The organism is Hydrophilobacter chitinilyticus, assembly GCF_049860745.1.
Taxonomy (GTDB): Bacteria; Pseudomonadota; Gammaproteobacteria; order Burkholderiales; family Burkholderiaceae_C; genus Rhodoferax_B.
On record NZ_CP187561.1, the window covers coordinates 103,704 to 126,688 of the forward strand.

Sequence of the window (22,985 nt, forward strand, 5' to 3'; positions counted from 1 at the left end):
AGCCCGGTATATGACACAGTTGTGCCACGGTTTGGAAGACGATGCAGCCACAATGCGGATACTAAAACAACGAGCGTGGCGCATGAAACTGTTTCCTATCCAGATGAAAGAAGGAAGCATTCGCTGGAAACTCTTCTGGGCCTTTACAGCAGTCGTCTCCGCAGTACTGGTAATGGCGGGAACGTCCATGCGGCTTCAGCTTGATGCTGCCGAACGTGCCTCAATTCTTGAAGCGACGAACGTTGCAATCGCGTTATCCAACACCGTCCAGGGCGGTACGGAAATGGATTCAACGGCGTTACAGCAATATGTTTCCCGAATGGGGACGGCCTTTGACCGGGACATCTCTATCATCGACCGGCACGGTAAGGTGACTGCTGACACCCATACATCGGCGATCGGGAAAGCTGAATTTAATGCAGACGTTGAGATGACGATGCTTGACGGTGTGACACGTGTATTCGTTGAAGCCCATCCGGCGAACCCCAGCGCACTCCACAGGCAAGTAGTTGTCCCCTTGCAAGAAAACCCCTCAGTGCACGGTAGCCCAACGGTAGGTGCGATCGTGCTTGATTACACCAGCCTCTATGACACGCTCCTGCGAGAGGCCACCCGGAGCAGCGCTATCACGGCAATGGTCGCCACGCTCCTAGTGCTACTGGGGGCCACCGTGGCTTGGCAAACCACCCGGTCTATCGTCGAACCTCTAGAAAAGCTCAAGTTCGGCGTCGCCTCCATCGCTGCCGAGCACTACGACATTCGGGTAGATCTGCAGAGCCGAGACGAGTTGGGGCGCCTAGGTGCAGCATTCAATCAGATGGCTCACGATCTCGAGAAAGGACGAGCAACTTTGGTAGATCGCGTTGCCGATCTGGCTCAGGCCAACGTGTTACTCGAGGAAGGGATGAAACGCAACAAACAGAACGCCGAACATATCCAGCACCTTGCCTACCACGACCCTTTGACAGATCTTCCCAATCGCGCCATGTTCGCAACAGCGCTCACCCAGGCGCTGACCCGTGGGAAGCTCGATGGCGGTCGATTTGCCACTTACTTCATTGACTTAGACCGTTTTAAACAAGTCAACGATACCCTCGGTCACGAGACTGGTGACTCACTGCTACAGGAAATCGCCATCCGTTTACGTCAAACGATTATGCAAAGCGATACCGTCGCACGCCTGGGAGGAGATGAATTCGTTGTCTTAGTGCCTGGGTTAATAGACGATGCCCACGCAGAAATAGTGGCCCGCAAGATCCTCGCCGCCGTCTCTCGCCCCTTCAGCGTTCCAGGGCAGGAACTGCGCATGACTTGTAGCATCGGCATCAGCCGCTTCCCATACGATGGCGCCGATGAACAAACGCTCATGAAGCATGCAGACATCGCAATGTATCAAGCGAAAGAGGCGGGAAAAAACGGTTTCTCTTTCTACTCAGCAGAACGCAATGTCAACTCCTTTGAGCGGCTGGCCATGGAATCGAGCCTTCGGCGAGCATTGGAGCGCGATGAGCTATTGCTACATTACCAAGCCAAGAAGTGTTTTCACACCGGTAGCACGGCCGGCATGGAGGTGCTTTTGCGTTGGCAGCATCCAGACTTGGGAATGGTTTCACCTGCTCATTTCATTCCGGTCGCAGAGGAGACCGGACTCATCGTGCCTATTGGGAAATGGGTCTTACGGACTGCATGCAAGCAAACCATGGCGTGGCACGCCGCAGGTTTGACCGATTTGGTGGTGGCGGTGAACTTATCGCCGCGCCAATTCAGCGACGAGAACTTCCTGAGCGATGTGCTTGCCATCCTTAAGGACACGCGCATGGATCCTCACCTACTCGAGCTCGAGATCACCGAAAGCATGATCATGCACGATGCTCAAAGGTGTCGAGTCCTGTTGAATACACTCAAGTCTCTTGGTATACGTATTGCCATCGACGACTTTGGCACCGGTTACTCGTCCTTAGCGACGCTGAAACAGTTTCCGATCGACACCCTCAAAATCGACCGATCTTTTATACGCGACATCGAAAACGACGCGGAGGACCGGGGCCTTACCGAAGCCATTATTTCTATGGCAAAAACCCTGCGTTTGCACCTTGTCGCAGAAGGGGTTGAAACCGCCGCACAATCAGAGTTTTTAAAGGCTAGAGGATGCGACGAACTTCAAGGATTTCTGTTCAGTAAACCAGTTCCGGCCGATCAGTTTGAATGCTTCGTGAAGATGCGGCGAACCTTGCTACGCCCTTCTTCTCCGATTCCTCTGTTAGCAAACAGTTGAGATTTTCATTCCACGTCCAAGCTATGAGTTCCGATGAAGTCCTGTGTGCTCGCATTGCTGGACAGTCTTCCTCGATCGAGGCAGTAACTTTGGCACCACCAGGCGTAAATTGAAAATTCACTCTGTCTCATCTAAAGCAGAATGCCTGTAAGTCCGAACTTGAGACACGATCTGGAAGCTCCGCTCGACGAGTGCGGAGAGTCCAAAGAAGACACTTTGTAGCGTCCACCACAGCTCCAACTGCTCTATTTTCTCGGCGCCTGGGGCATACTTTCTAAACCACGTGGCATTGATCATCACGCCATGTGTAAAGCGATGTGCCGCCAACGACCGGGGCGAACGGTGCCTCAACGCAACCTATTCATCAGGAAATTCACCATGAAACTGGCAGATTTCAAGATTCCGGCAAAACTCATCGCGACCTTTGCATTGGTCGCGATCATCGGAGCGATTATCAGCCTGATTTCCGTCAGGACCATGGGAAAGCTCAATGACGCAGACACTTACCTTTACGAGAACCAAACAGTCGCTTTGAGCTACGTGGCAAATGCAAATATCCAACGGTACTCAGCAGTTGTCGCACTGCGCGATGCCATGATTGCAACTTCGGAGAGCGCCCGGACATCGGCGCTCAAGCGCATCCAAGACGGTCGAGCAAAAAGTCTCGAGTACATCGCGAAGGCCAAGGCCCTGACAACCGACCCCAAATTGTTGGCCGCTTTTTCCAGAGTCGAAGATGCATGGAAAGCCGACCAAGGCGCCTTAGAGGGTATGCTCAAAGTTTTAGCAGACTCGCCCTATCAGCCCGAATCCCCGCTGCTTCAATATCTTGTCAACTCGGTCGTTCAACCTAGCATTCAAGTGGGCCGCGAGATGGACAGTCTGACCAATCAGTTTGAGAAAGCCGCTGAAACGGTATCCGATGACAACACAACGCTTTATGAAACCAGCCGAAACGCTACTGTCGGATTTCTCGTATTCGCCCTAGCTTTCAGCGTAGGTGTTGGCGTGTACATTAGCCGCCACGTCACGACCCCTCTCAAGCAGGCACTGGAAAGCGCTCAGCGTATGAGCGAAGGCGATATGACGGTTGAACTGAAGCCCGTCGGCAAAGACGAGATCGCCCAACTGGTCGCCGCTCAGGAGGCCATGCGGCAAAGTCTACAGAGCATTGTCTCGACTGTAAGACAAGGCTCAGAGTCGGTATCCACAGCGTCAGCCGAGATTGCACAGGGAAACCATGACCTAAGCTCACGTACGGAAAGCCAAGCTAGCGCACTTGAGGAAACAGCCGCTTCGATGGAGCAACTGTCTGCGACCGTCAAGCAAAATGCAAGCAATGCCCAGGAAGCGAATCGCTTAGCTCAAACGGCTTCCAAAATTGCTAGTGACGGAGGCAGCGTCGTCGCACGGGTGGTAGATACCATGCGTGGCATCAGCGAAAGTTCCAGAAAGATCGCCGACATTATTAGCACGATCGATGGCATCGCATTTCAGACCAACATTCTTGCCCTTAATGCAGCAGTAGAGGCGGCGCGAGCTGGCGAGCAAGGGCGCGGGTTTGCAGTAGTCGCCAGTGAAGTGCGCAGCCTGGCGAGCCGCTCTGCAGCTGCCGCAAAGGAAATTTCGGGGCTGATCGGCGAGAGCGTCGAGCGAGTCGAATTGGGCACATCTCTAGTAGACAAGGCCGGGACCACAATGAAGGACGTAGTTGACAGTATCACGCGCGTGACCAGCATCATGAGTGAAATCAGTGCCGCCAGCAGTGAGCAAAGCGCTGGAGTGAGCCAAATTGGCGAGGCGGTCACCAACATGGACCAAGCGACTCAGCAAAATGCGGCACTTGTGGAAGAAATGGCGGCCGCCGCCAGTAGCCTTAGAGTGCAGTCTGAAGACTTAGTCAACGCTGTGGCTGTGTTCAAGCTATAACACCACTGACCCTCGAAAGTCCTTCCGACATTGACAAATTACGCGTGTTGCGCGCGGCGGGACAAGTGGCGGTTTTGCTGCCCAAGGTCGGCTCCGAACACCAATTTGCCCGCGTGATGGCGATTACGCCAGCGGGCTGGGCCGCGATAAAAGAGTTAGATGATGCGGCCAAACTGTGAAAATGTTGCTGACCCCCCCGGCCACAAGCCGACATTGAAATCACTGCTTCATTGAGCACGTTTAAGGCTTCCATGTACTCCGAGCCAATGGGCCTCAAGTGCTTTAGCGCGCGGCTCGATAAGCTTCAATCTGCGGCAGCAAAGCGTTGAACCGTAGTAGGCTTGCGCGGGACCAGGCCAGTTCCCTTTCGTAGTACTCTTCAAACGCCAGTTTGTCTGGTGGTATGACCACCCAAGGCTGTTTCGATGCCATGAAAATGTGGATATCAGGCGGCATGGCGTCGGGGGCATCCAAGGTGCCAACCCGGACAAATTTCGTGACCGGCCCTGAACCGGCGTAATGGCTCCACACCGCAGTACGACAGCGAGGGCAGCGAGCCACTTTTTGCCCTGCACCGCTTGCAGATGGCGTGTCCACGACCTCCGGCATTCCTGCGATGTTGAGCACGCGGTCAGCCTCGTACATGGCGTTCAGTGCAAACGAAGCCCCACTGCCGCGTTGACACCAGCGACAGTGGCAGCAGTGGACGACCATCGGTGCTGTAGTCACACGATAGCGGACATAACCACATTCGCACCCCCCATCAGCGGGGAATCTTGTCGAGGTTGCCATGCATCCATCATAGGCGTTCATACCATGGCTGCTGGCCAGGGCCACGGTGGAAGCTCCCAGTTCCAGGCAGGCGGCAACCAGCTGCGCCTTGAAGGCTGGGGTGTAGGTCCGGTGGGCGCGCCTGGTGGTGTATCTCGCAATGTCTGAGTCTTTGAGCATGGTGTGCACGATGAGTTGCGTGCACGCGATGTTGCGAGACGGAGAGAGTCACTTCAAGATGGGTAAACTGCGCGCTTACATCGATTTCACGTACTTCTAAAGTTATTCATGATGGATTGCCGATCCATGCAGACATAGCATAGTCCTCGGCCCACCCCAAGAACAACTCGGACGGCATTGGCTTGGCTATGAAGTAACCCTGGGCAACGTCGCAGCCGAGCCGAGCCAACAGATCCCAATCTTGCGACGTCTCTACGCCTTCCGCCACCGCTTTACGTCCCAAATCGTGAGCCAACTCAATGGTGGAACGCACGATCAACGCTGAGTCGTTGTCCAGCGCCATCCCACGCACGAATGACTGGTCGATCTTGATGTAGTCCACTGGTAGCTTTTGCAGATAGCTGAGCGATGAGTATCCGGTCCCAAAATCATCAATGTAGAGGCTGATACCTTCGTCCTTTAAATTCCGTAAGACACGCATGGCCAACTTCGCGTCATCCATCAGCGCGGTTTCGGTAATCTCGAATTCCAAAAGTCCTCGCGGTAAGCACAACTCTGCTTGCAGGCGACGAATGCGACTGACAAGTCCTTCATCGCGTAAATTTTTCGCTGAAAGATTGACGGCAATGGGGAAATCAATTCCCTCACAGTGCCAACTCCGAACTAAGCGCATCGCCGTGTCGATCACCCATTCGGTCAGGGGTTTGATCAGTCCGGTGTGCTCAGCCAACTCAATGAATTGGATAGGTGGAATTAGCCCATGGTCTGAATGCTTCCAGCGCACCAGTGCTTCTGCGCCGAGCACACGTCCATTGGACATGTCGACCTTCGGCTGCAGGTGAAGTAGAAGATCGCCGCCTTCAATGGCGCGGCGCAGCGAGCCAGCCATGTTGAGTCTCTGTGGGCGGCCGCTGTCGGCCGACGGATCGTAGACAGCAAACGCCTGGTCACTTTTCCTGGCCTGGCGGACCGCCATGTCGACGTGGCGCAGCAGATCGTGGGTGGATGTGCCGTGTGATGGAAACAGCGCGACACCGGTTTTACACGAGACGTCGATGAGAATGTCTCCCAATGGAAATGGCCTATTTAACATGCCTTCGATGCGCTGAACAACTGATTCCGCAGTCGCCTGGTTACTCGTTCTAAGCATCACTGCAAATTCGTCGCCGCGCAACCGCGCTACCACCGCATCGTCAGGGACGACGGCCCTAAGCCGCTCACCGAACTCACGGAGCAACTCGTCTCCTTGCGAAAAACCCAGCGCGTCGTTGATTTCTGTTAATCGTTCAATATTGCTTTGAATCAATGCAAAGGGTTGGCGTGTTTGGGCCCCGTGCGCAATGGCTTCCGCCAAAAGCTCCATGAACAAGGTTCCATTGGCTAAGCCGGTTAAAACGTCGATGTGGGTGAGCCGAAAAGCCTCCATCTCAGATTGGGCCTGGGCTGCGCGTGCTCGAAGACTGGCGATGCCAAATGCCAAATCTTCCGCCGATGCAGTCAGCAAACGAATCTCGTCTTCGCCGAAGGCGTTGGGCTCTTTTGCATAGATCGTCAAAGTGCCAATCACACTGCCATTCACATTGATCGGACAGGCAATACATGATGCGTTGCCGATAAGGTAATCTTGCCAAGGGACATAGGCAGGATCTGTGAGCATGTTCCCTACGACTTGCGTATTGCCGGTCCGTATGGCTAAGGCGATTGCGCCTCGACCGTAAGGTCCGTCAGCCCAGCTCGATTTGAGTTGTCGCAACCGATCGAGTCCGCCCGGATAACCACTCTCGGCCATCACTCGGGTTGAGCACGCTTCATCATCCATGCGGTACCACACCATGGCGATGGGGTAGCCCCCCGCATCCACGATGGCTTGGCACATTGTCCTAAGCAACTGGTCTTCGTCCGTTGCCCGCAACATCGTACTGTTGCCAGCACTGAGTGTTTTCAGCGCCCGGCTGACGCGCTCCAATTCGTTCACGCGGTGAAGCAGTTCAGCGTTCAAATCAACAATTTTCTCTTCGGCCAGTTTGCGCTCAGTGATATCGGCCACCATAACGTAGTAACCAATGACTGCACCCTGAACGTCTCGCTTGGGCACGTACTCAATTGATTTCCAAATTCCCACGGCGGGTTGGTGATCGAAATGCACCGCAGCACCCCGCAATGCCGCTTCGATGTGGGGACGGGCGTTTGAATACATCTCCTCGCCTAGGATTTCCAGGACGGCCCGACCAACTACTGAAGACGGCTGAGGCGTGAACCTTGCCAGATATTGGTCGTTGACATAGACGTAACGTTGGTCTGCATCCACGTAGGCAATCATGACGGGCGCACTGTTCATGACAGCTCGCAGGTGGTCTTGAGTTTCCTCTAACTGCCGTGTACGTTCGAGCACGTGCCTTTCAAGCAAAGCATTCTGTTCCCGCATTAGCCTTTTTGCTTGACGTTCGGTACTGACGTCGCGGAACACCAAAACGACCCCCAGAAGGGCGCCATCGATGCCCCGGATAGGGGCCGCACTATCACCCACGGGGCACTTTGTACCATCGCGTCTGACCAGCACGGAGTCATTGTCCAGCCCTTGGATTTCGCCTGTTTGCAGTACTCGGCCAACGGGGTCTTGTGATGGCTGGTGCGACTCCTCGTCTAGGATACTGAACACTTCGCCGACCCATCGTCCCGCTGCTTGGCCTTGTGACCATCCCGTCAAACGCTCAGCCACAGGATTCATCCGCACAACGCGGCCCGCCGCGTCCGTTTCCAGCACCGCATCCCCGAGCGAGCGGACCGTCGTCGCCAGACTGGCTTCACTCTTTGCAAGAGCAAATTGACTTCTTTCGATGTCGCGTAACTGACGGCGTATGAGGCTGTACATGCTCAGCAACAAGACGATGAGCAGGATGGCAACGGACCCACCAGCAGCGGTGACGACACGGTGGCTTTCTAAGCGCGCAGCTATACTACGTGTCAGCGCCGTTTCTGCGTCTTTGTCCAGTTCCCGCAGCAGTCCATACAGTCGCTCGCGTGTCTCGCGTAGAGGCGCTGTTGCGACATAGGCACTGGCCACGTCTGAACCTTGAGTCGAGCGGAGATTCTCGATTTTCTTGGCGATCGCCACGCGTTCATCCACGACTTGGCGCAAAAGCCTCCAGCGTGCCATTTGTTGCGTGTCCGCGTGTAACAACTCCCTCACACGGTTCATAGCTTCTTCACGCGCGGCTATGGTGCGATCGCGTTCTTCGATCAGTCCCCTTTCGCCTGAGATACGATAACTTTGGGTCGTGAACTCAATTTGCAGGGTATCGGCTCGGATTTGAGCCAGGCGTTTTAATGCCTCTTGGGTGTTGGACACAAGCTCGGCGGACTCCACCGCATCCTGTGCGAAGTTCCAAGAAACGGTTGTCAGAAAGCCGACAACAAAGACTGCGGCGCCAAATGCCGTCGCAACCTTGGCCTGGAAACTGGAGTGCATGGTGTAGCAGGGAGGAGACGAACCCCAAATATGTAAATTTCCGAAGCTTGACCTTGTTATAGCGTATACGTAGAACCTAGGTAAATGCGCATATCTACGGAGTGAGTTGGGTCTTAAAGGGAAAGGGAAATTTGGTCTCGGCCACCGCCCTCCTGGCTGTTGCGAGCGCTTGTCATTCATCACTTAGCAGATGCGTTAAAAAAGCTGCGAATAGATTGTCCTAGTGAAAGGTCTTCAACATGGGTCTTCGACGTGACACAGGTACCTAAATCTGTCATACCCGACGACGCCATCGAGCGTGTAGCCGATCATCGGTTTGTCAAGCAATGGGTGGCACTGATCACATCATGGATCTTTATCTGCGGATCCCTGGGCCTGTATCTGGTGGCTGAACGGGAAAACCAAGCCAATGCCGAACGTGATCGATTAGGCACCCAAGCCAGGGTCATCGAGGACAATTTGACGCGGCAACTTCGAGGAGCTGCCGCTGCACTGACAGGGGTTCGCTATGATCTGATGTCTGGAGATCGTGATCCACAGCAGAACATTGCGCCTCTTCGTCTAAAGGTATTGAGCGATTCAATGCCAGGGGTCAGAGCCATTGCGGTGCTGAACAACTTCGGGACGATTGTGGACGCAGATCGCAGAGATCTCGTTGGCCGCAATTTCCGAGAAGCGCAATCTTTTCGAGTCCCAGCAGCCGAGGGCGATCCGATCAAGCTCTATGTCTCCCCTCCGTTCCAGTCGCCAATTTCGGGTGTGACGATCAGCCTGGGGAAAGTCCTGCATTCGCCCGACGGCGCCTTTGCGGGTCTTGTAGTCGCGACATTAGATCCCGAATATTTTGATGTGCTGATGCGCTCGGTGTTTTACACATCCGACATGGCCGCAGGGATCGTGCATGGCGACGGCAGAATTGTTGTGGTCCAGCCAACAGATCCCAACTTACTCGGCATTGACGTCGACAAGCCGGGTTCCATCTTTCAGCGTCACAAGCAGTCAGGCGAGGTTGTGAACTTCTACGAGGGTACAGGCGCCGCCGCCAAACCATTGGAGGATCGCATGGTCGCGGTCCGGACAATGCAACCTGCCGAGCTTTGGATGAACAAACCACTGGTGATCAGCGTCAGCAGGCTACGCAGCGCGGTCTACGCGCCATGGTATTCAGAGGTCAGGATTGCCATCATTTTGGCATTCCTTTTTTTTCTAGGATCTGGCGCGCTCCTCTTCTACAGCCAGTGGCGCAGGAAGACTCTGGCTGCCGTCCGGCGATCCGTTCATCAACTGAGGGAACAAAGCGCCAAGCGATTTGAGTTTGGCCTCACGGGAGCGGATCTAGGACTTTGGGATTGGGAGTTAGACGAGGACAGGCTAACCATAAATCTGCGAGAGGCGGAGATCCTCGGCCTTGACCAGGAAACGATGGTTCATTCGGCTAAAGCGTGGCGGTGGCGCATTCACCCAGACGATTGGGCAGCGGTGCAGCTCAAATTCAGTGAGCTTCGCGAAGGAAAAGCTGAGGCCTACAAACTGGAACATCGTATGTTGCACCAGGAGGGGCATGCCGTTTGGGTACTGAGTCAAGCAATGGTAATGGAACGTACCTCGGAAGGTAGAGCCAGCCGGATTTTGGGGACCCATTTGGATGTCTCGCAGCGACGAGCGGCGGAGGACGGTTTGAATCAAACGTTGAAGCGGCTTGAATTGGCCCTGCGTTGCGGAAGCGTCGGCTTGATGGACTGGAATCTGCTGACGGGGGAGTTGGTCTTGAATACGTTGGCACGGGAGATTCTCGGTTACGAGTCCCACGACGAGCTGGTTTATTCCAGATGGCAACAGCTACGCCACCCTGATGACACAGAACGTGTGGAAGCAGCGATACGGAATCTGTTAAGCGATCCAAGTTACGCGTACAACATCGAGTACAGAGTGCGCCATATGCGTGGCCATTACCTTTGGTTGCACGTGCGGGCAGAAGTCGTGGAGCGTGAGCAAGATGGCACCCCCACACGTGTGATGGTGACGTATCGCAATGTCAGCGCGCGGGTCACCTCGGAGATGAAACTTAAACTCGCAAACGAGCAACTCGAGGCGCTCTCGCTAACGGACGCATTGACAGGGATCGGCAATCGACGACGCTTCGACCAAGCGCTTGCAGCCGAATGGGCTCGATCGGTACGCAAGCCGCAGCCGATCGGCTTGTTGATGATCGACATCGATCACTTCAAACTCTACAACGATCACTATGGTCATCAGGGCGGTGATGAATGCCTTCGACGCGTCGCCCATGTGTTGGCGAGTTGCGTTCAGCGCGCTGATGAAATGCTGGCCCGTTATGGAGGAGAAGAGTTTGCCGTGCTGCTGTTCGGCGGAGATGTACAAGCTGTCTCGTTACTGGCGCAACGTTGTGTCGACGCTGTGGCACAGGCCGCTATTCCACACGCAACATCCTTAGTCGCCCCCCATGTGACCCTTAGCATAGGTGGGTGCAGTCTTATGCCGGGGTCGACCAACTCGTACGAGGTTCTGATTCAAAAAGCCGACGCGGCTTTGTATGTCGCGAAAAGGACGGGGCGTTCACGCGCGCACATCGAACGCGGTGGGACAGCAGGGGACGATGAAGATCGCTCAACACACAGGGTTTAGGCTAGAGGCTTTGATTGCGGACGGGGGTTTCCGGGTTGGTCTCTCCTGTGTCGGGTCCGATGCATCGAAGGTTCCGAATATGCCCCCTGGGGCTCTACAACTGAACTCTTCCAGGTGATGGCGGCGTTCACATTACGCATGCGCGGTGTACTGGATCTGCGACGCGATTTTATCTAGGCGATGTTGATGAAGTCACCACATTGAGGCTCCATACTGGACATCCATTTTGTTGAATAACGAACGTGCTGCGCTTGAGCGCAGGCTATTTTTTTCCCATGGAGCGGCTCAACTCATCGAGCGGGAAAGTCATGAACTAATTCTTAATACGGGCCTGGTGGCCCAAATTGTGTAAACGATCAGGTTAAACCTGGCATTTATGCTCGTGCATGGAAAGCAAACTGATTGATTGACGCGTATGGCAGTGCTATACCCCTTGATATTACAACTGCGAAGGACTGCCATGAAGTTGAGCAATGTGCGCATCGCCACAAAACTCTGGGGAGCAGTCTTAGTCATCATTGCGACGTTGCTCGCGTTGATCTTGGCGACCGGTGAGCGCTCGGCGCGCTTGCAGGACGACAACGCCACGGTTCAACAAGAGATGACCAAACGTGTGCAGGCCGCCACCCAGTGGGCCGGGTTGACCACCGCCAATGCTGCGCGCACGCAGGCGCTGATCTTGAGCAGCGAGGCGGTGATCGAAAACGAGTTCAAAGACGTGATCGCTGCCACCAGCGCGCAAATCTCCACGGTCCAAAAAGGCATCGAAGGCATGAACCTGCGCCAGGTCGATAAAGACCAGATGGCCAAAATCGCCGAAAGCCGTCAATCGATGGTCGGCCTGCGCTCCGATGCGGTCAAGCTCAAGGCCGCTGGCAAGGCCGAGGAGGCCGCCACCTTGGTCAGCAGCCGCTACAACGCTTCGGTCAAGAAATATCTGGGCGATCTGTCTGACTTCGTGAAGCTGCAAGAAGAGGCATCGGCCGCTGCACAGGATGAAGCCAAGGCCGCACGCACTGTGACCATGCAGCTGACCTTTGTCGCGCTACTCGTGATTGTGGTGGCCTTGTTGGCGGGGGCTTGTTGGCTCATCCGCAGCATTCAACAGCCGCTGGTGCAGGCCAACGATTTGGCTGCGCGCATTGCAGAAGGCGACTTGACGATGCGCCTGGACTCGTCACGCAAAGATGAGTTTGGTGAACTGCTGCGCTCGCTCATGACCATGAACAACTCGCTCAGTGAAATGGTGAGCCAGGTGCGTCGCAGCACCGACAGCATTGCGATTGCCAGTGCCGAAATCGCCACCGGCAACAACGACCTTTCGACGCGCACCGAGCAAACCGCCAGCGACTTGCAGCAAACCGCCGCATCGATGGAAGAACTGACCGGCACTGTGAGCCAAAGCGCCGACAGCGCCCGCGCCGCCAGCACCTTGGCAGCCACGGCTTCGTCTGTGGCCGAGAAGGGCGGTGCGGTGGTGAAAGACGTGGTGGCCACGATGGAAGATATCAACCACAGCAGCAAGAAGATTGCCGACATCATTGGTGTGATCGACGGCATCGCGTTCCAGACCAACATCCTGGCGCTGAACGCTGCCGTAGAAGCCGCCCGCGCGGGTGAGCAGGGCCGTGGTTTTGCGGTGGTGGCCAGCGAAGTGCGCAGCTTGGCGCAGCGCAGCGCCGAAGCCGCGAAAGAGATCAAGGGCTTGATCAATAGCTCGGTTGAAAAGGTGGAATCGGGTGCGCGCCTGGTCGACCAAGCCGGTGCGACGATGGGCGACATCGTGCAGTCGGTCAAGCGCGTGACCGACATCATCGGCGACATCTCCGCTGCAGCCAACGAGCAAAGCGCGGGCATTGGCGGCATCAACCAGTCGGTCGGCAACCTGGATCAGATGACGCAGCAGAACTCGGCCTTGGTGGAAGAAAGTGCAGCTGCCGCACAAAGCCTGCGTGAACAGGCCGAGCAGTTGACGCGCACCGTGGCCTTCTTCCGCCTGAGCGCTGCCGAACCGGCCAATAGGTTGACAGTGTCGGGTCGAGGCATGCGCGCTTTGACTGCGCGATTCAGTTAAATTGGAAAGTCTTGAATGATGGAGGGCGTCGCGGCTTTCCCGGTGCCCGCGTCCTTCAAGTCAATGACAGTCGATCATCGACTGCGATGGACTGCGCCGAAATGGTGAGATTTTCAGTCGGATGGTTGCGAGAAAGTTTTTATGCTTGCGAGAATCTCTTGCTTAGCCTTCTTCTGTAGCGCATTCGATTCATCAAAAGTTTCCAAAATCCCTTCCAAGGCAGCTGCAGCAGCACTCTCACCCGCGATGATTGCGATCATGGCTCGCATGCGTGGCGTACAAGGACGACGACCGGATTTCATCGAACTGATGTGGGCCTCGGGTTCATCTAGCAATGCCGCCAGCTTGCGTTGGCTCCCGACTATTCCCGCCGCATTAGTGATGGTTTGGAATAGCGTCAAAATTACCTCTCGTGGCACTGCATCGCGTGATAACTGTTCCCAAAGGTGACGGAAGCTTCGAACTGTAAAGAAATACGCTCTATGTAACGTCTGAAATCGAATATCGATGTGGAAAGCATTTCGACCCTTGCTGAGCTTCTCCTCCTATTTCCCTCACGGAACGCTAATAGACAAAACTTTGGTGGTTTTGGCCTGTCCAACGGAGTCAATCAACTAACGAGTTTTGGGCATGATTCGTTGACATCTGTAGTAATTCATCGGCGCGTTGGTCTGATCCAGTAGATCAGTAGCGACCTGACCGCTTATAGAGAAATACAGTAATTGCAGATTTTTGTTGCGACTCATTCCCAAACCATGGTAGCCGTCTTACGACAACAACAGTCAGCCGGCAGATTGTCGGAGGAGGCTTCAGACGCCCGGCATCCAATCGTCAGAGAGCGCTAGTCGGAGTATGTGACGACGTGCCTTCGGCGAGTTGCAACTGGCATTTTGGGAGGCGGGAAGCAATGCATTGCACAGACAGACGAGTGACGATGGTACCTTCAGCAGTTTCTAGTAGTCTGTCCAACTTCAGCTTGGGCGGCACATCTCCGGGTGTAGCCTAGGGAGTTCAGCGTGCCTCGGTCTTTAGTTCTATTGTTATCTCTGAAAAAAATTGTAATGGTGGGTGGGCCGTAAGGCCGTCCTGGGAGCACCGTCAGTCCCTAAATTTTGAACCAGGCTTTGGCTTGGTCGTCATCGCCGAAAGCCTCGTCGACGAGCCGCTGAGGTTTTCGTAAAGAGTTTGGATGTTCATCAGGCTAAGCAAAACGGGTGTGGGCTGTAGCGACGGCTTTGAAGTCGAGTGGGTGACCGCCTCCGTTGTGGAGTACCGGGAGGGCGCGAGGGTGGTGACCGAGCGCGTTCAAGAAAACTTCATGGGCAAGTGGCCAGGGGTTTCCATCGACCCGAGCGCTTTCGCCCGATGGGATGGGTCATCGGAAATACACTCCTCTAAAAAGCAGGCAAAGATGCGCGCCAACTTTGTCGCGGTCATGTCGTTTCTAGGCATTGCGGTCGAGCCGTAACACTCTGGCCTCGACATCCAATGTCCCCTGATGGTCAATCGATGGCCACGTTTAGGTTTTCACTTTGGCGACGCCTTAGCCCGGGCGGTGACTGCATCCATGAATCTGGGCCAAGAGGCGAACCCCGTCCGGTGCTTTCACGATGTCAACAGAATGTTGGTGCGCTATGCTTGGAGCCAGGGAGGGGCGTCGAAGAAATGGACTGGCGCTGGGAGCCGTCCAAGGCGGCCCAAATATCAAACAACACATGAGGGGTGCCAAGCCATGCCACTAGAACTGCTGCGAGAAATTGCCAAGCAAGAATTGCCTTGGGACGTGGAAACCACTGGCGACGTAGACAAGCTGCGGGTTCTCCAGGCCGCAGTTCATATCGAAGCCGAGTTACCGCACCCCACCGCCCCGGTGCAAAAGGCCAGGGTGTGGGCCATTACGGCGAAAGGTTGGAGTGCGCTGACGGAGCAAGGCCGCGTTTAAAACCTCTACGAGACTTTTGGCCATCTAGCAAAATGCCGGAGCAGACACCGTTAGTTCTGCCAACAGTCTGCCCCACATTCCCGGGGACGGCCTCTCGCCCAGCGGGGTGGCCCTACGGGTTCACTTTGCCTCGGCTCCAAGACCCTGGACGACCCTGAACACATTGGCCATGGCGGGCTGTCCATATAGCCGCCCTGGAACCAGGGTCAACCCCCATACTGCAAACCAGGCTTTAGCCAATTCATCGTTACTGAAGGCATCGTCGATGAGCCGCTGAGGCAACACGAAGCGGCGTGCGTGCCGGTAGCGCTGAACCTTCTGGCTCAACCGGTCCAAAGCGTCAGGCATCGGACTGCAGACTGAGGTCTTGCAAGGCCAGGATTTGCGAATGCACCTTGACCAACACATCCTCCAGGGGCCCTTCGTTAGCGTGGACGCCGTACGTCAAGGCCAGCAGGGTGAGCGGATGCACCTGCATCACGTCGGCCAGCTTTTCCACCATATTTAAGGTGGGAGACTTCAAGCCTTGTTCCAGGCTACCGACATATTGTTTATTGGCCGCCCCAGCCAAATCGTATCGCTGTAGTTGAAGAGTGGTCCGGGTGAATCTGAGGGCTCGCCCAAAGGGGCTGGAACGGCGGGTATAGGCACGCGTCATGGCATCAGGCAGCGGTGGTTAAACAACATAGCGGAATCGACTGTTCACGCACCATTATTTGTCAGCAGACGACATCCCGGAAGTTAAAACTGGCGGTCGGCCGAAAAATGTTCGAACCGCCTATTCATACACGAGCGCGCGCCTAACCTGTACTGGGCCGTGGCTCTCACCCTTGGTTTTGCCCGAAGACAGCTCGCAAAAATGACGGCGACAAATCCGGTAAAGACTTTGACAATGCAGCGGGGGGCCGCCCTCCCGAAGACCAGCCTATTCTTTTTGAAAATCCCAAATAGGAGTTTTGAGATGAAGAAGTATGTGATTGCACTGGCCACCACCTTGCTGGCGTTCACCGCGTGGGCCGCCGACCCCTTGCCCTCCTGGAACGACACCGGCCCGAAAAAGGCCATCGTCGCGTTTGTCGAGAAGGTCACCACACAAGGCTCGGCGGACTTTGTGCCGGTGCCAGAGCGTATCGCTACCTTTGACAACGACGGCACGTTGTGGGCCGAACAGCCCATCTACTTTCAATTGGCTTTTGTGCTCGACCGCATCAAGCTGATGGCACCCCAGCACCCGGAGTGGAAGACCAAAGAGCCCTTTGCGTCGGTCTTGAAGGGCCACCTCAAGGGCGTGATGGCCTCGGGAGAAAAAGGTGTTGTGGCCCTGTTGGCCGCCACCCATGCCGGCATGACCACCGACGAATTCGAGCAGGTGGTCAACGACTGGGTCGTCACCGCCAAACACCCCAAGACCGGCAAGCCCTACACCCAGATGGTGTATCAACCCATGTTGGAATTACTGGGCTATCTGCGCGACAACGGGTTCAAGACCTTCATCGTTTCCGGCGGCGGCATCGAATTCATGCGCCCCTGGGCCGAGCGGATTTATGGCATCCCGCCCGAGCAAGTGGTGGGCTCCTCGGGCGGCTTGAAGTTTGAGATGCGTGGCAACGTGCCGGTGCTCGTCAAGCTGCCTAGTCTGGTGCTCAACGACGACAAGGAAGGCAAACCCGTGGGTATCCAACGCCACATCGGCCGCCGCCCCATCGCCGCGTTTGGCAACTCAGATGGCGACCTGCAAATGTTGCAATGGACCACCGCGGGGAGCGGGGCCCGTTTTGCGCTCTACGTGCACCACACCGACGCCGACCGCGAGTGGGCCTACGACCGCAAGTCGCACATCGGCAAGCTCGACAAGGGCCTGGATGAGGCCGCTGCCAAGGGCTGGACCGTGGTCGACATGAAGAACGACTGGAAGAAGGTTTTCCCGGGAGAACCTTGAGCGCAGGGGCATGCAACTGGTAATCTAGGCGGTGTAGCGCGAAGAAGCGTGCTTCAGATTACTTACTCCTTCGGGGTTATCGCTCAAGGTCTGCTATGGAATTTCCGCCCCGCGATTTCGGCAAAGCCCTGGCGTTCCTGCGCGCCGCGCGTGACCTTAAACGAGCCGACATGGGCTCGGTGGCGACCGCCCAATACTTCCGGATGTTGGAACGCAACGTCAACACACCTTCGCTCACCATGGTCGACAGCCTGGCGGAGACCCTGCAGGTGCATCCCCTCACCTTGCTGGCACTGACCTACTGCCTGGACGAGGAAGACAACAGCATGTTCGAAGCTCTACTGGGCCAGGTGTTTGACGAGGTGGACGGCCTGCGTTCTGCTGCCGGGTTCCAGACGGTGACCAGCAGCAATGCCCTGGTGCGCATCAAGAAGCACTTGGCCAGCCAGGGTGCACGGCGCCGCATTGTGCTGCCGCAGGCCCTGGTCGACGAAGCCTTCGCCAAAGAGGACGAGGCCATCGCTTGGTTCCGTGCCGTCGGCATGAAGCTGGTGCCAGGGCGCGTGCGTGGTGCGCCTACGGTGGCCCAAATCTTTCCCGAAGGTCCACGGCAGGCCACGCCGAAAGCGGAAAAGCCCAAGTCACCATCCATTCAGAAAAATGAAAACCCTGAGAAAGACCGACTCACTTGACCGTATCAACTCCATCCTATGCCACTCCACTGGATTTGGCCGCATCCTGATGTCGCAGCAACTGATAGACGATGCATTTCCGACAGACGAACTGGCAGACGCCTGGTTCAAGGCCCGGGGTCTCCGTCTGGCTCCCGTGCGCTTACAGGGACGTCCCGGCCTGGCGAGCATCTACCGCGAGGGGCAGACGCTGCAGCACCTCAAGAAAAAAAGGAAGTCGGGGGACACATCGCTTTCCAACACGGCAAAGGCATCAGAAGCAAGCTGAAAAAAGCCCGCACATGGCGGGCAGGGAGCCGGCCTCTGGGAATTGCACCGGCTCTATGGGCGTTGTGAGCGTAAAGCGCAGGAGAGGGAAGCGTGTAGTCGCTAGTGCAGTGTCATCCACAGGGCTGCGGCGACCAGTGCCGCACCACACAGTGTGATGGCTGCGATGAGCAAGACCACTAGCGTATCGTGTGCGAAATGGCCCGTCCGCTGCGTTTCCATGTCAAAACCGGTGAAGCCCGACCATATTTCATAATCGTTGGTCGGAGCGCTCCTGGACAGGCCACGTTTGTTGATATTGGTAGGTGCCATGGTGTCCCTTCGCTGCCGGTGTTCTGGAAGGCCATGGTCGGGGCAAGGCGGCGGCGAAACGTGACGCAACTGTCAACTCTGCAGCCTTGACATCGCGGTTCCTTTTGAGCCTGCGTTGGGCAGCCCTCCGCAGCGGTTCTCTTGGTGGGGCGACCCTTGGCATACTGAAGAAAATTTACTCTGGATTCATCTGAGCGGTCGACTTTCGATGTGGCGTTACCTGAGATGCGTTTTCACACGGCCTTTACCGACTGCGGCTATTTGGGTGCGCACAGGGAAAACTGGTGTTGGAATCGTCTATGTCGTCCCCCAGGCTTGCGCTCGCGGCGGTGCTCGGTTTCATCATTGAACCCTTTCAGCAATCATGGTTCACCGACGAGAGCTGGCTGTGCCTGCACTGTTTACTGCAACGGTGATGGGGTTTGCTTCTTGGTCGGCTTGTTTTTTTGGTGACAGAAGAGAGAGGCGGAAGTTTTGAGCTCTGTACGCAAAGGGGACTTGTCGGAATTGGTGCGATGAAAAAACTTTCTTTTCCAGAGCGATTAACAGCCGTTCGTAAAAACTGGTGCCTCACGCAGTCCAAGTTCGGTGCGATGGGTGGTGTGGGAAGAGTCTCGCAGAGTCACTATGAAACCGGCATACGAAAACCGAATACGGACTATCTCGAAGCCCTGGCATCTCATGGCGTCGATGTCACTTATCTGATTACCGGCGTACCTATAACGTCACCATTTGGTGGGCTCTCGAGCGATGAGGTTATTTTGATCGAGCGGTTTCGCATGGCGGGTCGAGCACTCAGTGAATATTGGCAAGAGGCAAAGCTTGAACGTTGATGGGCCGTACCACAACCAACTTTAGATGACGGGCCTCTGCCAATACCCGACGTTCGGCCGCCAGACCAAATAGACGGCTGCCTCCTCGTGGAGATTCAACATAGCCAAGTCAGAGACAGATTTGGGTTATGAGGCTATATCGCCAAGGCCAGAATCATTCTGCTGTCTGGAACTCCCGAGCGAATTGCAAAAGTCAAAAAATCTGTCCAGCTCTGTGGACTTGTCGAAAACAGCGTCTGCTCCCAGTACCAGGCAACTTCGTCGAATGTCCGCCGTGGCGTAGTTCGTCAAGACGATGGCTTTTTGGTTCATCTTTCGCACTTTGCATGCTCTCAGCACTTCAAGACCAGAACCTTGCTTTAGAAACAGGTCTACAACCGCCACGTCCCACTCGTTTGCGTACTGGGCGAGGGCATTGATGGCGGAGGCCGCCGTTCCGGCTATCGCAATCACCTCGAGGTTGGCCAATTCCGACATGGCAGGGATGAGCGTCTCGAGGATAGTCGAGCTGTCTTCCACAATGATGGCTTTAAGATGCATGGGCTGAACCGGAAGGTTAATGTTTGCTGGCGGCTGCGGCTCATCGGGTGCTGGATTTTGACGGTGCTCCAAAACCTTCTTTGTAGGAAAAAAGCCTATCCTTGAAGCAGCGGCTCCTCACCTTCGACTACTCTCAAGTGACGTCAACAGACGATGGGTTTTATGAAGGACCGCGGGTTTCCTCCTTAATATTGAGCCGACGAAGTGACTCGTCCAAGTGCAGCAGACGCGGCATCTACAAATTACATCGGCGTAAAATTGCCTTATGCCCAAAAGAATCGTACGCCCATCCAAGGCACAGCCAGTGGTCGCCAGCGTGTTAAAGACGAACCGCAAGGTTTCTGGTGACATCCAGGACGCAGCTCTTGAGTTGAAGGTAGTCCATGCCGTTCTTGACACTCAGGTGGCCGATTCTGTTCGTTCGGCCGACGTTAATGCTGCCATCGAGCGTACCGAGGTGCTAGAAAAAAAGTTGGAAGAATCAAGTCAGCAGTTAGAGGATGCAACTGCTGCGCTTGAGAGTGCCCAGAAGGAGTTGAGCGAGCAAGTGGGTAAACGCTAAGAAAAGCTTCGAGGCTGTCATAAAGCTAAACCTTGCGGAGCTCACCCGATGCGGACCTGCTCAAACGATAGCTTACGGGCTTGCAACTTGGACACCGCGAATGACTCTCAATCATGCGGTGTTAGTCGATGGCTAGTGCTGGCTTGACGCCCAGTGCGAGACCGGAAGTTCCGCAAGCAGCTTGTTGGCTTCAGGGGACGAACTGGATTTGTTGTGAACTTGTCAGTCGCTGCGCCGTATGTCGGTTGTGATTTAACAATTGGGACACAGTTTGTCATCTCCTTGCCCACATAATTTGGGTTATCGGGTTGAAGAAGACCGACGACTCCGGATGGATGAAGGTTCCCCTGCCGGCCTATAGCCCAAGCCCCCACATCCAAGGTGGGTTGGCGACACTGAGGGACGCATCGTCATGTGATTGACGGTGTTCATATGAATTGTAGAAATTATGCGGCTGCAACAGTTGCCGTTGTGACCCTGGGCGCGGTCCTGGTCAGTCTTCACGCACAACCCGCTGGCAATACTTCCGGCCAGCTGCTCGCCAAGATGGTGCTTTACGGTGGGTGCTTTATCAAGAGCGCCGCGGCTCCGGCGGGACGTTCCCCAGGACTAGAGACCTTGGACTTTGGCGTTCAACCACGTGGCTTCACTGGCGTCGTCACTGCAGGTTCCGCGGGCAGCGGCGACAATACTGAAATCATCTGCTCTCCAGAAATCACATCCCTTTCGGTCTCCGTGAGCCCGGGGAACAACGCGGGGCAAGGGACCTCCATTGGGACCGGGTCGCGTGCTGTGAAGCAGGGCGACAACTTCCTTCCCTACGAGGTCTATAGCGATGCGGCTCTCAAAACGGCCTACCCCGCTAACGCAGCCCCAGTCGGTTTTACGTTGCCGAGCAACGGAATGCCCATGGCACTTCCGGTGCATGGCCGTATCAACAAGACGAACCCGGGCAATCTGTCCCCTGGCAGCTATGTGGATGTCCTACAGGTGACCTTCACGTGGTGATAGGGCTTCTGTCCCGGGGAAACCAGAAATCCAAAATCCGATATGACATCACTGAACATTCTGCTGCTCGACGACGACCGTGGGGCCGTTGACGCATTGGCCATGACGCTGAGTCAAAGAGCCCCGCAAGCAAGGTGTCAGCCTTTTTATAGTGGCCAGGAAGCGTTGTCGGCGGCATTAAGCCAACCCCCTGACGTGATTATTGTGAGCCTCGAGATGCCTGGCATGAGCGGAAACGAGTTTGCCCGGGCCGTGCGTCGTGCGTTTCCCCAGCGCTCGTTCCCGGTACTCATCGCGGTATCGGAAAAGATTATGGCGCTGGCCAACGCGAGGCGTGAACGGGCATTCGACCACTTTCTACATAAGCCGTTGGACGTGTCAGCGCTTTCAGAATTGCTCGTATCTAAGCGAACGATTTCATAAATCGAAGCGCCGGAGAACGTGGGGCACTTGTTTACTAGCCACTCTGAGGACATCGTGCGATGGCACAGTGTGGTCAAGGCAAGAGCGCTGAAGTTTAGCCATTCGGACTTGCCTGAGGAGCCGTAAGGGAGCTGGCATCTGCCCAATTGTTTGGTAGATATCCTCTTACCCACTCGCCAAACTCTGCGGTATGTTAGTCAGTCTCTTGGCCGTCTTGGCCCTCCGGTGCGTCATGGCACTGATGCAAGTGGAAACTGTGGAGTGCCCTTCTTGAAAGGTGAAGATGCAGCAGTTCGTAACTCACTTTCCCGAATTTCCTTTGGCATTTCAAGAGGTCATCGCCAATGACCGGCTGAATAAGCGACCCCGTAAGCAACCCGACCTTTCGACAGAAATGGAAATGACCACCTCCGTCGTCAAAGCGTTGAGGGAAACCCCTGAAATAGCGCTCGACGTGTTGGCATTTTCGATGCTTCAGCTGACGGAGGCAGACTCTGCCGGTGTGAGTTTGCTGGGGCGCCTTGCGGGCCATCATGTGCTCTTGTGGGAAGCGGCGGCAGGCTCGTGCAGCCAGTACCTGGGCAGCACGGTTCGATACGACGAAAGTCCCTCCGGCCCAGTCCTCAGCGCTGACTCGATAATGTTGATGGTGGCACCTGGTAAGGCTTACAAATCAGCCGCGCGCATATCGCCACCTATTCGGGAAATCTTAATAGCACCTTTCCACGTGCAGAGCCTTCCCGTGGGGACCGTGTGGGTTACCTCACAAGGGAAGAAGAGTTTCGATGCGGAGGACGCACGGGTTATAAAGAACATGTCGGAAATGGCTGCTCTGGCCTACCTAATTCACAGCGATTTAGGTCACCTTGAAGCTTTGCGAACTGCGGTTCAGTTGGCGACCGATAGACCATTCAGCTTCTTTCTGCAAAAGAATCTCAAAACGTTTAGCTAACAGTGCCGCCGGCACTGCTAAGCGTGCTCCGGTGGTTACAGCCCAACTGGTTACAGTGCGGGCAAACGCTCGGACGTTGGTTATGGCACCGGTGGGTATGGTGGCGGTCGTTACTGAGCTGCGTAACGTCTTCTGCAAGACCGGCACCTCGGAGCCGGTTTTTTTCGCCTC

Annotated in this window: 21 protein-coding genes; 14 read left to right on the plus strand and 7 right to left on the minus strand. The window is 55.6% G+C overall.

What is annotated here, in order from left to right; genetic code table 11:
* Window positions 1–82: 82 nt before the first annotated feature.
* Complete coding sequence (locus tag ACPWMG_RS00485; protein ID WP_483302710.1) at window positions 83–2,275, plus strand: putative bifunctional diguanylate cyclase/phosphodiesterase; 2,193 nt, start codon at window positions 83–85, stop codon at window positions 2,273–2,275.
* A gap of 378 nt (window positions 2,276–2,653) precedes the next feature.
* Complete coding sequence (locus ACPWMG_RS00490) at window positions 2,654–4,204, plus strand: methyl-accepting chemotaxis protein (RefSeq protein ID WP_483302711.1); 1,551 nt, start codon at window positions 2,654–2,656, stop codon at window positions 4,202–4,204.
* Between the two features lie 282 nt (window positions 4,205–4,486).
* Here the strand turns inward: ACPWMG_RS00490 and ACPWMG_RS00495 are convergent, their stop codons facing one another.
* Entirely contained in the window at window positions 4,487–4,996 is a 510-nt protein-coding gene (locus tag ACPWMG_RS00495) for a GFA family protein (RefSeq protein ID WP_483305154.1), read from the minus strand.
* Window positions 4,997–5,261: 265 nt separating this feature from the next.
* Complete coding sequence (locus tag ACPWMG_RS00500) at window positions 5,262–8,624, minus strand: EAL domain-containing protein (protein WP_483302712.1); 3,363 nt, start codon at window positions 8,622–8,624, stop codon at window positions 5,262–5,264.
* A 159-nt stretch (window positions 8,625–8,783) separates the two neighbouring features.
* On the opposite strand from ACPWMG_RS00500, the gene ACPWMG_RS00505 reads away from it, so the two are divergent.
* The gene (locus tag ACPWMG_RS00505; protein ID WP_483302713.1) at window positions 8,784–11,270 is read left to right on the plus strand and encodes a diguanylate cyclase domain-containing protein; all 2,487 of its coding nucleotides are present in this window, start codon (window positions 8,784–8,786) and stop codon (window positions 11,268–11,270) included.
* Between the two features lie 460 nt (window positions 11,271–11,730).
* On the plus strand, window positions 11,731–13,344 hold the full coding sequence (locus tag ACPWMG_RS00510; protein WP_483302714.1) for a methyl-accepting chemotaxis protein: 1,614 nt from the start codon (window positions 11,731–11,733) through the stop codon (window positions 13,342–13,344).
* A 113-nt stretch (window positions 13,345–13,457) separates the two neighbouring features.
* On the opposite strand, the gene ACPWMG_RS00515 is transcribed toward ACPWMG_RS00510, so the two are convergent.
* Entirely contained in the window at window positions 13,458–13,745 is a 288-nt protein-coding gene (locus ACPWMG_RS00515) for a hypothetical protein (protein WP_483302715.1), read from the minus strand.
* Between the two features lie 788 nt (window positions 13,746–14,533).
* Here ACPWMG_RS00515 and ACPWMG_RS00520 point away from each other — a divergent pair.
* Window positions 14,534–14,812: a hypothetical protein gene (locus ACPWMG_RS00520; RefSeq protein WP_483302716.1), complete on the plus strand. Its 279-nt coding sequence runs from the start codon at window positions 14,534–14,536 to the stop codon at window positions 14,810–14,812.
* A 264-nt stretch (window positions 14,813–15,076) separates the two neighbouring features.
* Window positions 15,077–15,286, plus strand: a complete 210-nt coding sequence (locus ACPWMG_RS00525) for a hypothetical protein (protein WP_483302717.1) — start codon at window positions 15,077–15,079, stop codon at window positions 15,284–15,286.
* Window positions 15,287–15,406: 120 nt separating this feature from the next.
* Here ACPWMG_RS00525 and ACPWMG_RS00530 read toward each other — a convergent pair whose 3' ends face one another.
* Window positions 15,407–15,634: a hypothetical protein gene (locus ACPWMG_RS00530; protein WP_483302718.1), complete on the minus strand. Its 228-nt coding sequence runs from the start codon at window positions 15,632–15,634 to the stop codon at window positions 15,407–15,409.
* A complete protein-coding gene (locus ACPWMG_RS00535; RefSeq protein ID WP_483302719.1) occupies window positions 15,627–15,809 on the minus strand; it encodes an XRE family transcriptional regulator in 183 nt (60 codons plus the stop codon). The genes ACPWMG_RS00530 and ACPWMG_RS00535 overlap by 8 nt, the downstream gene beginning before the upstream one ends.
* A 438-nt stretch (window positions 15,810–16,247) precedes the next feature.
* Between ACPWMG_RS00535 and ACPWMG_RS00540 the strand changes: the two genes are divergently transcribed.
* The 3 genes from ACPWMG_RS00540 (at window position 16,248) to ACPWMG_RS00550 (ending at window position 18,185) form a co-directional block, all read left to right on the plus strand.
* Window positions 16,248–17,225 carry an HAD family hydrolase gene (locus ACPWMG_RS00540; protein WP_483302720.1) on the plus strand — a complete coding sequence of 326 codons (978 nt, stop codon included), beginning with the start codon at window positions 16,248–16,250 and terminating at the stop codon, window positions 17,223–17,225.
* Window positions 17,226–17,320: 95 nt separating this feature from the next.
* Window positions 17,321–17,917 (plus strand): helix-turn-helix domain-containing protein, encoded by a 597-nt coding sequence (locus ACPWMG_RS00545; protein ID WP_483302721.1) that lies wholly within the window; start codon window positions 17,321–17,323, stop codon window positions 17,915–17,917.
* A complete protein-coding gene (locus ACPWMG_RS00550) occupies window positions 17,886–18,185 on the plus strand; it encodes a hypothetical protein (RefSeq protein ID WP_483302722.1) in 300 nt (99 codons plus the stop codon). Before ACPWMG_RS00545 ends, ACPWMG_RS00550 begins: the two co-directional genes overlap by 32 nt.
* A 101-nt stretch (window positions 18,186–18,286) precedes the next feature.
* Here the strand turns inward: ACPWMG_RS00550 and ACPWMG_RS00555 are convergent, their stop codons facing one another.
* A complete protein-coding gene (locus tag ACPWMG_RS00555; RefSeq protein WP_483302723.1) occupies window positions 18,287–18,496 on the minus strand; it encodes a hypothetical protein in 210 nt (69 codons plus the stop codon).
* A 515-nt stretch (window positions 18,497–19,011) separates the two neighbouring features.
* Here ACPWMG_RS00555 and ACPWMG_RS00560 point away from each other — a divergent pair.
* Window positions 19,012–19,329: a helix-turn-helix domain-containing protein gene (locus tag ACPWMG_RS00560; protein ID WP_483302724.1), complete on the plus strand. Its 318-nt coding sequence runs from the start codon at window positions 19,012–19,014 to the stop codon at window positions 19,327–19,329.
* Between the two features lie 126 nt (window positions 19,330–19,455).
* Here the strand turns inward: ACPWMG_RS00560 and ACPWMG_RS00565 are convergent, their stop codons facing one another.
* A complete protein-coding gene (locus ACPWMG_RS00565; RefSeq protein ID WP_483302725.1) occupies window positions 19,456–19,869 on the minus strand; it encodes a response regulator in 414 nt (137 codons plus the stop codon).
* A 265-nt stretch (window positions 19,870–20,134) separates the two neighbouring features.
* Here ACPWMG_RS00565 and ACPWMG_RS00570 point away from each other — a divergent pair, with 265 nt between their 5' ends.
* From ACPWMG_RS00570 to ACPWMG_RS00585, 4 genes are all read left to right on the plus strand, one after another.
* Window positions 20,135–20,431 carry a hypothetical protein gene (locus ACPWMG_RS00570; RefSeq protein WP_483302726.1) on the plus strand — a complete coding sequence of 99 codons (297 nt, stop codon included), beginning with the start codon at window positions 20,135–20,137 and terminating at the stop codon, window positions 20,429–20,431.
* 546 nt (window positions 20,432–20,977) lie between these two features.
* The gene (locus tag ACPWMG_RS00575; RefSeq protein WP_483305155.1) at window positions 20,978–21,439 is read left to right on the plus strand and encodes a spore coat protein U domain-containing protein; all 462 of its coding nucleotides are present in this window, start codon (window positions 20,978–20,980) and stop codon (window positions 21,437–21,439) included.
* A 42-nt stretch (window positions 21,440–21,481) separates the two neighbouring features.
* Window positions 21,482–21,862: a response regulator gene (locus ACPWMG_RS00580; protein WP_422832669.1), complete on the plus strand. Its 381-nt coding sequence runs from the start codon at window positions 21,482–21,484 to the stop codon at window positions 21,860–21,862.
* Window positions 21,863–22,145: 283 nt separating this feature from the next.
* Window positions 22,146–22,814, plus strand: coding sequence for a hypothetical protein (locus ACPWMG_RS00585; RefSeq protein WP_483302727.1), 669 nt, complete (start codon window positions 22,146–22,148; stop codon window positions 22,812–22,814).
* The last annotated feature ends 171 nt before the right edge of the window (window positions 22,815–22,985 follow it).

Excerpts from the sequence above, each read along its gene's own strand:
- ACPWMG_RS00485 (WP_483302710.1), top strand. The coding sequence starts at position 83 with ATGAAACTGTTTCCTATCCAGATGAAAGAAGGAAGCATTCGCTGGAAA.
- ACPWMG_RS00490 (WP_483302711.1), top strand. The coding sequence starts at position 2,654 with ATGAAACTGGCAGATTTCAAGATTCCGGCAAAACTCATCGCGACCTTT.
- ACPWMG_RS00495 (WP_483305154.1), bottom strand. The coding sequence starts at position 4,996 with ATGGCAACCTCGACAAGATTCCCCGCTGATGGGGGGTGCGAATGTGGT.
- ACPWMG_RS00500 (WP_483302712.1), bottom strand. The coding sequence starts at position 8,624 with ATGCACTCCAGTTTCCAGGCCAAGGTTGCGACGGCATTTGGCGCCGCA.
- ACPWMG_RS00510 (WP_483302714.1), top strand. The coding sequence starts at position 11,731 with ATGAAGTTGAGCAATGTGCGCATCGCCACAAAACTCTGGGGAGCAGTC.
- ACPWMG_RS00520 (WP_483302716.1), top strand. The coding sequence starts at position 14,534 with ATGTTCATCAGGCTAAGCAAAACGGGTGTGGGCTGTAGCGACGGCTTT.
- ACPWMG_RS00525 (WP_483302717.1), top strand. The coding sequence starts at position 15,077 with ATGCCACTAGAACTGCTGCGAGAAATTGCCAAGCAAGAATTGCCTTGG.
- ACPWMG_RS00530 (WP_483302718.1), bottom strand. The coding sequence starts at position 15,634 with ATGCCTGACGCTTTGGACCGGTTGAGCCAGAAGGTTCAGCGCTACCGG.
- ACPWMG_RS00540 (WP_483302720.1), top strand. The coding sequence starts at position 16,248 with ATGAAGAAGTATGTGATTGCACTGGCCACCACCTTGCTGGCGTTCACC.
- ACPWMG_RS00545 (WP_483302721.1), top strand. The coding sequence starts at position 17,321 with ATGGAATTTCCGCCCCGCGATTTCGGCAAAGCCCTGGCGTTCCTGCGC.
- ACPWMG_RS00550 (WP_483302722.1), top strand. The coding sequence starts at position 17,886 with ATGAAAACCCTGAGAAAGACCGACTCACTTGACCGTATCAACTCCATC.
- ACPWMG_RS00555 (WP_483302723.1), bottom strand. The coding sequence starts at position 18,496 with ATGGCACCTACCAATATCAACAAACGTGGCCTGTCCAGGAGCGCTCCG.
- ACPWMG_RS00560 (WP_483302724.1), top strand. The coding sequence starts at position 19,012 with ATGAAAAAACTTTCTTTTCCAGAGCGATTAACAGCCGTTCGTAAAAAC.
- ACPWMG_RS00565 (WP_483302725.1), bottom strand. The coding sequence starts at position 19,869 with ATGCATCTTAAAGCCATCATTGTGGAAGACAGCTCGACTATCCTCGAG.
- ACPWMG_RS00570 (WP_483302726.1), top strand. The coding sequence starts at position 20,135 with ATGCCCAAAAGAATCGTACGCCCATCCAAGGCACAGCCAGTGGTCGCC.
- ACPWMG_RS00575 (WP_483305155.1), top strand. The coding sequence starts at position 20,978 with ATGGTGCTTTACGGTGGGTGCTTTATCAAGAGCGCCGCGGCTCCGGCG.
- ACPWMG_RS00580 (WP_422832669.1), top strand. The coding sequence starts at position 21,482 with ATGACATCACTGAACATTCTGCTGCTCGACGACGACCGTGGGGCCGTT.
- ACPWMG_RS00585 (WP_483302727.1), top strand. The coding sequence starts at position 22,146 with ATGCAGCAGTTCGTAACTCACTTTCCCGAATTTCCTTTGGCATTTCAA.